This is a genomic window from Microbispora sp. NBC_01389, from assembly GCF_045040095.1.
Classification (GTDB): domain Bacteria; phylum Actinomycetota; class Actinomycetes; order Streptosporangiales; family Streptosporangiaceae; genus Microbispora.
Window position 1 is genome coordinate 7,382,521 of sequence record NZ_CP109552.1, and the last position, 13,960, is coordinate 7,396,480.

11 protein-coding genes are annotated in these 13,960 nt (G+C 71.7%); 7 read left to right on the forward strand and 4 right to left on the reverse strand.

Annotated elements, in window-relative coordinates; all coding sequences use genetic code 11:
- Positions 1-401 precede the first annotated feature (401 nt).
- Positions 402-1,652, forward strand: coding sequence for a hypothetical protein (locus OG344_RS32540; protein WP_405086365.1), 1,251 nt, complete (start codon positions 402-404; stop codon positions 1,650-1,652).
- Positions 1,653-1,698: 46 nt separating this feature from the next.
- Here OG344_RS32540 and OG344_RS32545 read toward each other — a convergent pair whose 3' ends face one another.
- Positions 1,699-2,973: a cytochrome P450 gene (locus OG344_RS32545; RefSeq protein WP_405086366.1), complete on the reverse strand. Its 1,275-nt coding sequence runs from the start codon at positions 2,971-2,973 to the stop codon at positions 1,699-1,701.
- A 154-nt stretch (positions 2,974-3,127) separates the two neighbouring features.
- Between OG344_RS32545 and OG344_RS32550 the strand changes: the two genes are divergently transcribed.
- Positions 3,128-4,663 (forward strand): long-chain-fatty-acid--CoA ligase, encoded by a 1,536-nt coding sequence (locus OG344_RS32550; protein ID WP_405086367.1) that lies wholly within the window; start codon positions 3,128-3,130, stop codon positions 4,661-4,663.
- A 6-nt stretch (positions 4,664-4,669) separates the two neighbouring features.
- On the opposite strand, the gene OG344_RS32555 is transcribed toward OG344_RS32550, so the two are convergent.
- Both OG344_RS32555 and OG344_RS32560 read right to left on the reverse strand, forming a co-directional pair.
- Positions 4,670-5,926 carry a class I SAM-dependent methyltransferase gene (locus OG344_RS32555; protein ID WP_405086368.1) on the reverse strand — a complete coding sequence of 419 codons (1,257 nt, stop codon included), beginning with the start codon at positions 5,924-5,926 and terminating at the stop codon, positions 4,670-4,672.
- Positions 5,927-5,955: 29 nt separating this feature from the next.
- Entirely contained in the window at positions 5,956-7,326 is a 1,371-nt protein-coding gene (locus tag OG344_RS32560; protein WP_405086369.1) for an FAD-binding oxidoreductase, read from the reverse strand.
- A 235-nt stretch (positions 7,327-7,561) separates the two neighbouring features.
- On the opposite strand from OG344_RS32560, the gene OG344_RS32565 reads away from it, so the two are divergent.
- A complete protein-coding gene (locus tag OG344_RS32565; protein ID WP_405086370.1) occupies positions 7,562-8,680 on the forward strand; it encodes a CaiB/BaiF CoA transferase family protein in 1,119 nt (372 codons plus the stop codon).
- A 13-nt stretch (positions 8,681-8,693) separates the two neighbouring features.
- On the opposite strand, the gene OG344_RS32570 is transcribed toward OG344_RS32565, so the two are convergent.
- Positions 8,694-9,203 carry an effector binding domain-containing protein gene (locus OG344_RS32570; protein ID WP_327047035.1) on the reverse strand — a complete coding sequence of 170 codons (510 nt, stop codon included), beginning with the start codon at positions 9,201-9,203 and terminating at the stop codon, positions 8,694-8,696.
- 104 nt (positions 9,204-9,307) lie between these two features.
- On the opposite strand from OG344_RS32570, the gene OG344_RS32575 reads away from it, so the two are divergent.
- The 4 genes from OG344_RS32575 (at position 9,308) to OG344_RS32590 (ending at position 13,899) form a co-directional block, all read left to right on the forward strand.
- On the forward strand, positions 9,308-10,747 hold the full coding sequence (locus tag OG344_RS32575; protein WP_405086371.1) for a GuaB1 family IMP dehydrogenase-related protein: 1,440 nt from the start codon (positions 9,308-9,310) through the stop codon (positions 10,745-10,747).
- A gap of 95 nt (positions 10,748-10,842) precedes the next feature.
- Positions 10,843-11,553: a general stress protein gene (locus tag OG344_RS32580; protein WP_405086372.1), complete on the forward strand. Its 711-nt coding sequence runs from the start codon at positions 10,843-10,845 to the stop codon at positions 11,551-11,553.
- 165 nt (positions 11,554-11,718) lie between these two features.
- Positions 11,719-12,093 carry an FKBP-type peptidyl-prolyl cis-trans isomerase gene (locus OG344_RS32585; RefSeq protein WP_150932449.1) on the forward strand — a complete coding sequence of 125 codons (375 nt, stop codon included), beginning with the start codon at positions 11,719-11,721 and terminating at the stop codon, positions 12,091-12,093.
- Between the two features lie 330 nt (positions 12,094-12,423).
- On the forward strand, positions 12,424-13,899 hold the full coding sequence (locus tag OG344_RS32590; RefSeq protein ID WP_405086374.1) for a glycosyltransferase family 39 protein: 1,476 nt from the start codon (positions 12,424-12,426) through the stop codon (positions 13,897-13,899).
- Positions 13,900-13,960 lie beyond the last annotated feature (61 nt).

A 13,960-nucleotide genomic window follows, 5' to 3' on the forward strand; every position in this document is an offset into this window, starting at 1 on the left:
GGGTGGCCCGCGCCTGCGCGCTCTCACGCGCCGAGCGGTGAGACGGATGCCCCCGTGTGGGGTGGCCCAGTGCAGGTGACGCGGTGCAGGGTGGCGGCACGCGTGTCAAGCGTAGCGCAGTCGCCCACCTGGCCGCGGTTTCGATCACCCGGGGCTGACCTCGCGTGTCAGAGTGCGATACCCGATGGTGATAGTTCCGTTGTGACCTCTTATGTCCGCTCGCTTACTGTGCTTGCGTGGCCAACTTTTTCCCGCCTCCGGACTTGCCGATGCAGGACCCGCCCACCGACCCCACCGGTGAGCAGTTCCGCGGGGCATTCTCCGGTTTCGCTGCGGCAGCCCCCGGCTCCCATGAGATCATGCCAGGCACCCCCAATTCGGGCATGATCTCGGGAGGTAGCGTGCCCTCGGACCGCAGCGAGCCCCAGCGGGTGCCGGCCTGGCCGGAGGTCCCCCCGGCCTGGCCCGAGATCCCCCCGTCGGCCTCCTTCACGCCCACGGTGCGCTCCTTCGTCGAAGGGGCGCCGCGCGACACGGACGCGGCGACCATGGCGGGTCCCCCGCCCGGCGCGGCTCCGCGCATGCCCACCCCCGCCTTCGGCGAGCCCGGCCCGCCGCCGCGCTCTCCCGCGGGCCCGGCCGGCCCCGCCACCCCGGCCGCCCCGTTCACCCCCTCGGTCCGGTCGTACGCCGAGACCTCCCAGCCCCTCTCCCCGCCTTCCCGGCCCGTCTCCCAGCACGCCCAGCCGCCGGTTTCCACGGCTCCGCCGCCCCCGCCCCAGCCGGACGACCCGTACCGGCCGTTCGTGACGGCGGGACAGATCAGCGGGCCCAAGACGCCTCCGGCGCACCGGCAGCAGGAGCTGTGGAACACGGTCTTCGGGGAGAACTACCGGGCGATCGACGAGTACGAGGACGACGAGCCCGGCCGTCCGGTCTGGCTGTACGCGCTGGTGGCCTCGGTCGTGGCCGTGCTCGTGGCGGTGCTGGTCTGGGCGTTCGGCGCCGGGCCGCTCAGCTCGGGCAGGTCGGCCGAGGCGGCGACCCCGCCCCAGCCCTCGGCCACCGCGCCCCGCGCCAGTGCCAGGCCACAGGCACAGGTGCCGCAGCTGCCCTTCTACAAGGGCACCCCCTCGCCGGTGAACGGCGTGCTCACCGACACCGCCGGTGGGATCACGCTGCCGAGGCTCGGCGGCCCCTGGCAGGCGGACGCCGACCCCGCCCAGACCAAGGCGACGTACGGCTTCACCACCCGGCAGTACGTGCCGGCCGGCATGACCACCAAGGGCAAGCGGGAGTTCGCCGTGGTGATGTCGGGGCCGCTGGCGCAGTCTCTCGCGGTGAAGTACACGACGCCCGACAAGCTGGGCTCCGTCCTCAGCGCGGTCATGTACCGCGCCCGCCAGACGCAGTTCCCCAAGGACAACAAGGTCACCAAGACCGCCCAGCAGCGCCTGTCGCGGGGTGGCCTGACCGGCCTGCTGGCCTCCTACAAGGTGACCGCCGACGGCGGCTCCACCACGGTCGTGATCGCCGCCGTCGACACCGGCGCCGACCTGCCCACGATCGTCTACATGGCGGTGCCGGAGCTGAAGAACGACCTGCTGCCCGACGTCAACACGGTCGTCCGGTCGATCAAGCCGATCCGCTGAGGAACCCGCCCCGCCGTCAGAACATGCGCCGTCAGAACATGCGCCGTCAGAACGTGCAGGGCATGTGCTTGACGCCGTTGATGAAGCCGGACAGCAGGCGCTCCGGCTCGCCCGCCTCGATGCGGGGGACCCGGCGCAGCAGTTCGCGGAACATCACGGTGATCTCGCGGCGGGCCAGGTGGGCGCCGAGGCAGAAGTGGGGGCCGGGGCCGCCGAACCCGACATGCGGGTTGGGGTCGCGCAGGAGGTCGAACCGCAGCGGGTCGCCGAACACCCGCTCGTCCCGGTTGGCGGCCCAGTAGAACAGCAGCACCTTCTCGCCCTTGCGGTAGAACGTGCCGTTCATCTCGTGGTCCCGGGTGACCTTGCGGCGCATGTAGTTGACCGGCGCCGCCAGCCGGACGATCTCCTCGACGGCGCGCGGCGCCCGGCCCTCGAAGTCCTCCAGCCAGAGCCGCCGCTGATCGGGGTTGAGGGTGAGCAGGCGCATGCCGGAGGAGATGGCGTTGCGGGTCGTCTCGTTGCCCGCCACGACGAGCAGGATGAAGAACGAGGCGAGTTCCTGCGTGGTCAGCCGCTCTCCGTCGATGTTGGCGTTGACCAGCGACGAGATGAGATCGCCGGTGGGCCGCCCGGTCCGGTGGGCGGCGAGGTCCTGCACCAGCTGCTGCAGCTCCATCGCGGCGGTGAGCAGCGCGTGCGCGATGCCCTGCGGATCGCCGCCGTACTCGGGGTCGGTGGCGCCGAGGATGACGTTCGACCGGTCGAAGACGAAGCCGTAGTCCTTCTCCGGGATGCCCGCCATGTCGCAGATGATCTTCAGTGGCAGCGTGGCGGCCACCTCGGTCACGAAGTCGCAGCCCGGCCCGGTCTCCAGCAGGTCGTCCACGATGCGGGATGCCGCCGCCTCGACGTCGGCCTCGAACTGCCTGATCATGCGTGGGGTGAACGCCCGGGAGACGATGCGCCGCAGGCGGGCGTGCCGCGGGTCGTCCATATTGATCATCGAGCCGAAATACTCGGTGAACTCCGCGGGCAGGTCGGGGATGTTGGTCGCCCCGCCGTCGCCGGAGCAGAAGATCTCCGGCGTGCGGCTGGCCTCCAGGATGTCGGCGTGCCGTACGAGCGCGTGGTAGCCGGGGCCGCGCGTCCCGGCGAAGTTGATCTCGGGCTCGGCGAAGAAGGCCGGCGTGTCCAGGTCGCGCAGCAGCCGGAAGGCGTGCTCCCGCTCCTCGTCCGGCCGGGCCCAGAAGTCCCAGCTCGACAGGTCGACGTCCGGCACGGAGGTGATGGGCGCCCGCCCCGTGGGCCGCGTTGTCATGGACCCGCCCTTCGACGACGACCAGAACGACGTGGCCAGTCTGCCACAGCGACAGAGAAGGTGATGAGCCCTCAAAATCGGGCGAACCAGCCGTTACGCTGAGGTACCTACCGGTTGGTATGGACCACGCGTCCGACAGAAAGAGGAGCGGCAGATGCTCAACCTGGCCGTCGTGCTGGAGGACAGCGCACGTGACACGCCCGACGCCACCGCGGTCGTCTTCGGCGACCTCCGCCTGCCGTACTCACTCGTGGACACCATCGCCAACCAGGTCGCCAATCTGCTCACCGCCCGCGGTGTGGGCAGGGGCGACAAGGTCGCCCTCGCCTGCCCGAACCTGCCGTACTTCCCGTTCGTGTACTACGGGATCCTCAAGGCGGGCGCGACCGTGGTCCCGCTGAACGTGCTGCTGCAGGCCAGGGAGATCGCCTATCACCTGGACGACTCCGACGCCAAGGCGTTCTTCTGCTTCGAGGGCACGCCGGAGCTGCCGCTGGGCGAGCGCGGCCGGGCCGGGTTCGCCGAGGCCGGGCGGGCCGAGCATTTCGTCGTGCTGCCGGCAACGCCGTTCGCCACCGAGTCCGCGTACGGCGAGACGCTGTGGGCGGCGCTGGACGGGATGCCCGGCGAGTTCGAGACCGTGCAGACCTCCCCGGAGGACACGGCGGTCATCCTCTACACGAGCGGCACCACCGGGCAGCCCAAGGGCGCCGAGCTGACCCACCAGAACATGGTGATGAACGCCGTCATCAGCGACGAGATGTTCCAGCGCCATCACCGGAACGCCTACCTCGTGACGCTGCCGCTGTTCCACTCCTTCGGCCAGACCGTGCTGATGAACGCCGGGTTCCGGCGCCGCGCCACGCTCGTGCTGATGCCGCGCTTCGAGCCGGCCGGGGCCCTCGCCCTGATGCAGCGGGAGGAGGTCACGCTCTTCGCCGGGGTGCCGACGATGTACTGGGCGATGCTCACCGCGGTGCGCACAGGAGCCGCCGTGGTGCCGTCGTCGCTGGTCACCGCCGCCTCCGGCGGGTCCGCGCTGCCGGTCGAGGTGCTCAAGGACTTCAGCGCGACGTTCGGGGTGGACATCCTGGAGGGCTACGGCCTGTCGGAGACCTCGCCGGTGGCCTCGTTCAACCAGCCGGGCCGCCCCGCCAAGGCCGGCTCGATCGGCACCCCGATCTGGGGCGTCGAGATGAGGCTGGTGGACGCCGAGGGGAACACCGTCGGCGACGCGGACGGCATCGGCGAGATCGCCGTCCGCGGCCACAACGTCATGAAGGGCTACCACAACCGGCCCGAGGCGACCGCGGAGGTCATGCGGGACGGGTGGTTCCGCACCGGCGACATGGCCCGGCGCGACGAGGACGGCTACTACTTCATCGTCGACCGGGCCAAGGACATGATCATCAGGGGTGGGTTCAACGTCTATCCCCGGGAGATCGAGGAGGTCCTCATGACCCACCCGGCGGTCTCGCTCGCCGCGGTCGTCGGGGTGCCCCACGAGTCGCACGGCGAGGAGGTCAAGGCGTACGTCATCCGCACGCCCGGCGACACGACCACCGAGGAGGAGCTGGTGGCGTGGAGCAGGGAGACGATGGCGGCCTACAAGTACCCGCGGATCGTGGAGTTCCGCGAGTCCCTGCCGATGACCGCCACCGGCAAGATCCTCAAGCGTGAGCTGCGGTAGGACCCGTCACGGCCAGTCGAGGGACGGGCGGAGCGGCACGTGCGACCGTCCCTCGTCGAGCCGGACGCCGAGCACCTGGTGCAACTGCACCTTGTTGCGCTCGAACCCGACCACGCACCCGGCCATGTAGAGCCGCCAGACCCGGGCGGTGCCCTGGCCGACCTCCTCCACGGCCTCCTCCCAGTGCTCGTCGAGGTTCCTGCACCACTCACGCAGGGTCAGCGCGTAGTGCTCGCGCAGGTTCTCCTCGTGCCGGACCTCGTAGCCGATGTCCTCCATCTGACGGATCAGGTGGCCGACCGACTCGAGCTCGCCGTCGGGGAAGACGTAGCGGTTGATGAAGCCGCCCTTGTTCAGGGTCTTCTCCGTGCTGGTCGGGCGGGTGATGCAGTGGTTGAGGATGCGCCCGCCCGGCTTGAGCTTGCCGTAGAGGAAGGAGAAGTAGGACGGCAGGTTGTCCTTGCCGATGTGCTCGGTGAGGCCGATCGAGCTGACCCGGTCGAAACCGGCTTCCGCGATGTCGCGGTAGTCCGTGAAACGGACCTCGGCGAGCTCCGACAGCCCGGCCTCGGCGATGGCCTTCTGCGCGTACTCGGCCTGCTGGCGCGACAGCGTGACGCCGAGGCTCTTCACGCCGTACTCCTTGGCCGCGTGCATGACCATGCCGCCCCAGCCGCAGCCGACGTCGAGCAGCCGCATGCCGGGCTTGAGGTCCAGCTTCTTGGCGACCAGGTCGAACTTGGTGTGCTGCGCCTCCTCCAGCGTCGCGTCCGGCCGGGGGAAGACCGCGCAGGTGTACGCCATGGAGGGGCCGAGCACCCACTCGTAGAACTGGTTGGAGACGTCGTAGTGGTGGTGGATCACCTCGGCGTCGCGCTGCTTGGCGTGCCGGCTGCCGAGCTTCGCCAGCGTGCTCCGCCGCGCCTCCTGCGGCGGCGGCGGGACGCGCATCAGCAGCGGCTTGAGCCCGAGCGAGCGGACGGCGGCCACCTTCTCCCCGAGGGGCAGGTCGTTGATCGTCAGCGACCACATCCGGTCGAGCAGGGTGTACATGTCACCGTGCACGTCCATGTGCCCCGCGATGTACGCGCGGGCGAGACCGAGCTCTCCCGGCGCCTGCGCGAGGTAGGCCACCGCCGCCGGCGTCTTCACCTCGACGCGGACATCCGCACCTGGGGATCCCGCCTTGCTGCCGTCGTAGGCGACGAACTCGACGCCCGCGTCAGGACCGACGATCTTCTCGAAGATCTCCGCAAGAGTCATTGCACCTCTCCCGACGTCTTGACGCCCACCTACCTGGCCCTGACGCACTTGTCGTACAGGTCCAGCAGCCGGCCGCCCGGGTCGTAGGCACTCTTGACCGGCCAGTAGGCGTCCCCGTTGTAGAGCCGCCAGAACTCCTCACGACCGTAGAAGGAGGTGGAGTACAGCGACTTGTGGCCGTCGAGCGCGTGCACGGCACGCTCGATCAGCCGGTTGTGATACCCGTCGTACTGGCCGCGCGGCAGCGGCACCATCCCCCAGAAGCCGAAGTTCACGTACAGGCGGCCGGGTTCGAGGGGATAGAGCGACCACTCGCCGGTCGCCCTGAGCGGGCACATCCAGACCGGGGTCATGCCGACCTCGCGGTGGAAGACCTCCAGGAACTCCGCGCCCCGCTCGACCGGGACCTCGACGTCCTGGATCACCGACTCGTGCACGGGGTTGTTCCGCCAGCGGTCGATCCTGGCCGTCAGGCCGTACCTCTGGTCGAGGCCGACGAGCCTGCGGTAGACGTCCGAGCGCATCCACCGGCGCGGCAGGAGCGAGCGGACCAGCGGCTGCTGCACCCCGAAGGCGCGCGAGCACCAGAACCAGTCGGTGTCCCAGCGCCACAGGTAGTCGCGGACGGTGAGCCAGTCGCGGGCGCGGCTGCGGATCGACTGGTAATAGATCCGCATGCCGGTGTAGTCGGAGGTGTAGGGCGCCCGGTCGGAGAACGAGCCGACGGTGACGTACAGCTCGTCGGGGCCGAAGAACGTGCCGTCGACGAAGTCGATCGGCTCGCCGTCGTACTCGCGGCTCTCGCAGATCTCCTGCATGGCGAGCATGCACTTGTGGGCGTCGCCGAAGCGGATGTGGGTCAGCTTGACGTACGGCTTGACCCGGGCCAGCTTGATCCGGATGCGCAGGGCGTAGCCGAGCGTGCCGTAGGAGTTGGGAAAGGACCGGAACAGGTCGGCGTGCTCGCCCTCGGGCCTCGCCACCACGATCCGCCCGTCGCCGGTGAGGATCTCCAGTTCCTCCACCGACTCGTGCGGCAGGCCGTCCCGGAAGCTGCTCGACTCGATGCCGAGCCCGGTGACCGCGCCGCCGAGCGTGATCGTCTTCAGCTGCGGCACGACGTGCGGCATGAGCCCGTGCGGCAGCGTGGCGTCCACCAGGTTCTCGTACGTCGTCATGCCCTGGACCTCTGCCGTCATGGTCACCGGGTCGACGTGGATGACCTGGTCCAGGTCACGGGCGGACAGCGCCGCCGTCTTGGCCGGTGCGCGGAAGCGGAACAGGTTCGTCGTGGCCTTGGCCAGCCGAGGAGCGGCGTCTTCGGGGATGGCGGCGTAGGAGTCCCTGATCTGCTCGACGGCTTTTGTATGGGCGGTCATACTGGCCGTGCGCTCTGGCATGACACCACCCCCATGGATCGTAGTGATCGCCTCTTGGCACGCTATCCCCGGACGGGGACGCAGACCAGAGTAGACACGTTACGCCCGCGAAAACTATCGAGTAGCCTCGCGACACCCCGTCGGCACAGATCGTATCCTTCCCGTGTTCTTCGCCTCGCGCGCCCCTGCCGTAACTGTGGAAACCGTCAGGACCTGGGCCGACGGGTGTGTTCCACTGGGTGGTGAGGAGGAACGCATGGAGAGGTCACCGGGGCCGCTGGCGGGGATCCGGGTGCTGGAGCTGGCCGGGCTCGCGCCCGGGCCGTTCGCCGGGATGATGCTCGCCGACCACGGCGCCGAGGTGCTGCGCGTCGACCGGGTGGCCGCGGTGGACGACGAGCCCCGGCGGGAGGTGATGGACCGCGGCAAGCGGACCATCGGCCTCGACCTCAAGTCGCCCGAGGGCGCGGCGGCGTTCCGGCGGCTGGCGGAGCGGGCCGACGTGGTGATCGAGGTGTTCCGCCCGGGCGTCGCCGAGCGGCTCGGCATCGGGCCCGCCGACCTGCACGCCGTCAACGAGCGGCTCGTGTACGGCCGGCTGACCGGCTGGGGCCAGGACGGCCCGCTCGCCCACACCGCGGGGCACGACATCGACTACATCGCGATCGCGGGAGTGCTGTCGATGCTGGGCCGCGCGGGCGGCAGGCCCACCCCGCCCGTCAACGTCCTCGGCGACTTCGCCGGCGGCGGGCTCATGCTCGCGTACGGCGTGCTGCTGGCCCTGATCGAGCGGGAGCGGACCGGCCGCGGCCGGGTGGTGGACGCCGCGATGGTCGACGGCGCGGCGCTGCTGTTCTCGATGTTCCACGGCGCGGTGCACGGCGGGCAGTGGGGTCCGCGCGGGACCAACCTCCTCGACACCGGCGCCCCCATGTACGACACGTACGAGACGGCCGACGGCGGGTTCCTCGCGGTGGGCGCGCTGGAACCGCGGTTCTGGGCGGAGATGCTCGGCCGCATGGGCATCGGCGACCTGCCCGCCCGCGACGACCGGGCCAACTGGCCGGTCATCCGCGAACGGCTGGCCGAGGCGTTCCGGTCCCGTACGCGGGCCGAGTGGGAGGCGGTCTTCGAGGGCTCCGACGCCTGCGTGGTCCCGGTGCTCGACCCGCGCGAGGCGGCCCGGCACCCGCACAACGTGGCGCGCGGCACGTTCGTGGAGGTCGGCGGGGTTCCGCAGGCCGCGCCCGCGCCCCGGCTGCCCGGCGCCGGGCACGGCGACCTGTCCCCCGCCACCCGGTTGCACGACCTGAGCGCGTGGGGGCTGTCCGGCGACGAGGCGGACGCGCTGCGCGCCGCCGGCGTCCTGGCCTGATCAGGCCGGCTGATCAGGCCGGTGCGGCCTGGACCTGCGCCGGGGGCCCGGAGGGCTCGCCGAAGGACGGCAGGGTCGCGACGTACAGGTCGGCTCCGCCGGGGTGGTGGATCTCCAGGTCGGTGGTGAAGGCGCGGGCGGGGGTCGCGCCCGACTCGGTGTGCTGCCACACCTGCCGCCAGGCGTCGATCAGCGCCCCGGGCAGGGGCCCCCGCGCCTCGGCCTTCAGCGAGGGCACGCCGGGCACCCGTACGGCGACCATGCTCTCCGGCAGTCGCGCGGCCGTGTGCACGGCCACGCCGACGATCTGTGTGTAGGCGCCGTTGTGGTCGCTCTCGTAGTCCGTCAGCACGGCGTACAGGTTCTCGTCGACCCGGCCCGGCACGTGGGCGAACGCCCCCGGCGCTCCGGCGCGGGCCCACAGGGCCGGCAGCCGGGCGAGGGAGGGGTCGGCCTCCGCCGCGTTGGTCGTCCGTACGACGTAGCCGACGACAAGCGTCTCCGGACGGTCGACGATGATCACTTGTGCTCCTCTCAGGCGAGGTCAATGTATCCCGTGTCCGGGTCTGCTCTCATCGGCGGGCGGGAATGCCGGAAATGACCGCTCACAACGTAGGCTGGGCAAACGTGCGATTCCTCAACGATGTGACGCCGCCCTACGATCTCACGTACAGCGATGTCTTCATGGTGCCCTCCCGTTCCGCGATCGGGTCCCGCCTGGCCGTGGATCTGTCCACGGTGGACGGAACCGGCACCACGATCCCCGTCGTCGTCGCCAACATGACGGCCGTCGCCGGCCGTCGCATGGCCGAGACGATCGCCCGCCGCGGCGGCGTCGCCGTCATCCCCCAGGACATCCCGATCGAGGTCGTGGCCGACGTCGTCGACTGGGTCAAGAACCGCGACCTGGTCCACGACACGGCCATCGCCCTCACCCCGCACGACACCGTCGGAGAGGCGCTGACCCTGCTGCCCAAGCGGGCCCACGGCGCGGTCATCGTGGTCGACTGGGACAAGCGCCCGGTCGGCGTGGTGACCGAGGCCGACTGCCACGGCGTCGACATGTTCACCCAGCTCTCCCAGGTGATGACCCCCTCGCCGCAGACGCTGCCGCGCGGGATCGACCCGCAGGCGGCGTTCGAGGCGCTGCACGGGGGCCGCCACCGGCTCGCCCCCGTCGTGGACGAGAACGGCGGGCTCGTCGGGATCCTCACCCGCACCGGGGCGCTGCGCTCCACCCTCTACCAGCCCGCCGTCGACGCCCGAAACCGGCTCAGGATCGCGGCCGCGGTCGGGGTGAACGGCGACGTGGCCGCCAAGTCCAAGGAACTGCTCGACGCCGGCGTCGACGTGCTCGTGGTCGACACCGCGCACGGCCACCAGGAGAAGATGATCGGCGCGCTGCGGGCCGTGCGCGCGCTCGACCCCGCCGTGCCGGTCGCGGCGGGCAACGTCGTCACCGCCGAGGGCGTACGCGACCTGGTCGAGGCAGGGGCCGACATCGTGAAGGTCGGGGTGGGGCCGGGCGCCATGTGCACGACCCGGATGATGACCGGCGTCGGGCGCCCGCAGTTCTCCGCCGTGCTGGAGTGCTCGGCCGAGGCCCGCCGTCTCGGGCGGCACGTCTGGGCCGACGGCGGCGTGCGCCATCCCCGCGACGTCGCGCTCGCGCTCGCGGCGGGCGCCGCCAACGTCATGATCGGCTCGTGGTTCGCCGGCACGTACGAGTCTCCCGGCGACACCCGCACCGCGGCCGACGGCCGCAAGTACAAGGAGAACTACGGCATGGCCTCCGCCCGCGCCGTACGGCTGCGCACCGCTGAGGACACGCCGTTCGAGCGGGCCCGCAAGGCGTTGTTCGAGGAGGGCATCTCGACCTCCCGGATGTATCTCGACCCCGCGCGGCCGAGCGTGGAGGACCAGATCGACGCCATCGTGGCCGGCCTGCGGTCCTCCTGCACCTACGCGGGCGCCACCACGCTGGAGGAGTTCCACGAGCGGGCGGTGGTCGGCGTGCAGAGCGCCTCCGGCTACAGCGAGGGCATGCCGCTGCACCAGAGCTGGTGACCGCGCCGATTCCCGGCAGGAATATCGGGCTCCGCCGGGGTAGTGGGGTTCCTCGTACCGGCCGCACTATCCCGGATCGTCCAGCGGAGGCGCTCATGCAGTACTCACCGGCCGCGGAGCCGGCCAGTCCGGCGGTCGACAGACGGCTGCTGGTCAGCTACGACAACTACGCCGCGGCGCAGCGCGCCGTCGACACCCTGTCCGACGCCGGTTTCCCGGTGGAGAACAGCGCGATCATCGGTAGCGACCTGCGCCTGGAGGAGACCGTCACCGGGCGGCTCACCAACGGCAGGGCCGCGCTGACCGGCCTGATCAGCGGCGCGGTCTTCGGACTCATCGTCGGCATGTTCCTCGGGCTGTTCACCTCGACCACGACCTCGTTCTTCGGGCTCGTGCTGTGGTCGATCCTGTGGGGGGCCATCGCGGGCGCCGCCTTCGGCTTCGTCGGCCACGCCTTCACCGGCGGGACGCGCGACTTCTCCTCCCGGAGCTCGATCGTCGCCGGGCGCTACGACGTGCTGGTGGCCGCCCCCATGCTGGACCAGGCGCAGGCCCTGCTGCAGGGCGGGGTGCGGCCGGCCGACACCGTCGTCGTCCCACGGCCGCCGTCTGCAGGGCCCGCCACACCGTCCGCCACGCCGCCCGTCACCGTACCTGTGACGCCGCCTCCACCGGTCTCCGGCGACACCGCCCCGCAGGAGGACCTCCGTACGGACGAGGAGCGCGCGGAGGACGTCCTCGACGAGGACGCCCGCGACAGGGAGACGCGGGACGAGTCCGGGCTGTCGAGGGGCCGCAGGATGTGACGTCCCCCCGCGCGCTCTCACGCGAACGACGACGCCTTCCCCGCCTGCTTCCGGACCCGGCGGGGAAGGCGTCGTGTCGGCCGCCGTCGCGGGATCACCGCACGAGCCTGGCGGTAGAGTCGTCTGCCGCCGGAACGTCCGGCACGGACAGAACAGGAGACCCACGTGGCACTGGAGAAGCCCGAGATCGACTTCCCCGAGGGCGAGCCGCCCGCCGACCTGGAGATCGCCGATCTCGTGGAGGGGACCGGCCCGGAGGCCAGGCCGGGGCAGAACGTGACCGTCCACTACGTCGGAGTGGCGTTCTCCTCGGGTGAGGAGTTCGACGCCTCCTGGAACCGCGGGCAGCCGTTCCAGTTCCCGCTCGGCGGCGGCCGGGTCATCGCCGGCTGGGACCGCGGCGTGGCCGGCATGAAGGTCGGCGGCCGCCGGCGGCTGACGATCCCCCCGCACCTCGGGTACGGCAACCGCGGCGCGGGCACCGTCATCAAGCCGGGCGAGACGCTCATCTTCGTGGTCGACCTGCTCGGCGTCGGCTGACCGCTCCCCCGCCGTCCGGCCACGCGTGCCCCGGGACGTCCGGGCGTCCGGGATCGGGCGTCCGGTGCGGGTCCGGGACCGGGGGACGCCGCCCGGCGGGGCCTGTGAGGTCCCGGCCGCATCGGGGATGATTGCCGTATGACCGGCGATCCCCCTCCTGACGGCTCCTCTCACGACGGCTCCTCTCACGACGTCTCCTCTCATGACGGTCCCCGTGTGGCCGAGCCTCCGAGCGCCGGGGCGGGCGCCCCGGCGAGCACCGTGTCCCCCGTGCAGCCAACCCCCGCGCAGCCAACCCCCGCGCAGCCAACCCCAGTGCAGCCAACCCCAGTGCAGCCGCCCCCCGGCCGGCCATCCCTCGTCCGGCCGCCCCGGGCCGTGGTCGCGCTCGCCGCCGCGGTCGTGGCCGTGCTGCTCGCGGTGAGCCCCTGGTATGGCTACCACCGCGACGAGCTGTACTTCCGCATGCTGGGCGAGCGCCCCCGGCTCGGATACTTCGATACGCCGCCGCTCACCCCGATGATCGCCCGGCTGTCGACGGCGGTCTTCGGGGACACGGTCGTCGCGCTCCGGATCGTCCCCGCCCTGTGCGCCGGGGCGCTGGTCGTCCTCGCCGCGCTGGTCGCCCGGGAGCTGGGCGCCCGGGATTCGGACACAGGCCGCGCCGCGCAGGTCCTCGCCGCGGCCGGCACGGCGGGCGCGGTGCTTCCGCTGATCGCGGGACACTCGCTGCTGACCCTCACCCCCGATCTCGTGCTGTGGCTCGCGGTCACGCTGTGCCTGCTACGGGTGCTGCTGCGCGGCGACGGCCGTTACTGGCTCTGGACGGGACTGCTGGCCGGGATCGCGTCCTACAACCGCGACCTGATCGTGCTGCTGCTCGGCTGCGCCGGCCTGGGCCTCGTCGTCGCCGGCCCGCGCGAGGCGCTGCGGGACAGGCGCCTGTGGCTCGGGGCCCTCCTGGCCCTGGCGATCGCCTCGCCCAACCTGGCCTACCAGGTCACCCATAACTGGCCGCAACTCCAGATGGCCGAGGCCCTGCGCATCGACGAGGGGGCCGACAACCGCGCCGCCTTCATCCCCCTCCAGATCCTGCTGCTGGGTCCTCCTCAGGCGGTGGTGTGCGTGGCGGGCTGGCTGCGGCTCTGGCGTGACCGGCGGGTCCGCTCGCTCGCCCTGGCCTACCCCGTGGCCTGCGCCCTGATCCTGTTCTCGGGCGGCCGCCCCGACTACGCCGGCGCCTTCCTGCTCTACCTGTTCGCGGCCGGGTGCGTGACGGCGGCCGGATGGCGGAGGCGGCCCGTCCTCGTCGTGGCGCTGGCGCTCAACGCCGTGGTCGCGGTGGTCCTGGCACTGCCGGTGGTCCCGGCCGCGTCCCTCGCGGGCACGCCGGTCGCGGCGATCAACGAGGTCGCCCGCGAGTCGGTGGGCATGCGAGACCTGGCGGCGCAGACCGGGCGGGTGGTGGGCACGCTGCCCGCCGGCGAGCGGGCGGGGGCGGTGCTGCTCGCGGGGAACTACGGCGAGGCCGGCGCGCTGCGCCGCTGGGCGGGTGACTTCGGCCTGCCGGCGGTCTACAGCGGCCACAACGAGCTGTGGTGGTGGGGCCCGCCGCCGGAGGGGACCCGGGTGGCGGTCTCCGTCGGCTATCCGCTCGACGGTCTCCGCACGGTCTTCGCCGAATGCTCGGTCGTGGGCACGGTGACCGGGATGCCGGGCGAGGAGCAGGGCAGGCCGATCACGGTCTGCCGCGATCCCCTCCGGCCCTGGCGCGAGCTGTGGCCGCTCGTGCGTCACTACAGCTGACCGCGACTTCCTGCGATTCGCCCCCTGCCTGGGCACGTGCCCATCCGGTAGGGCAGGATTA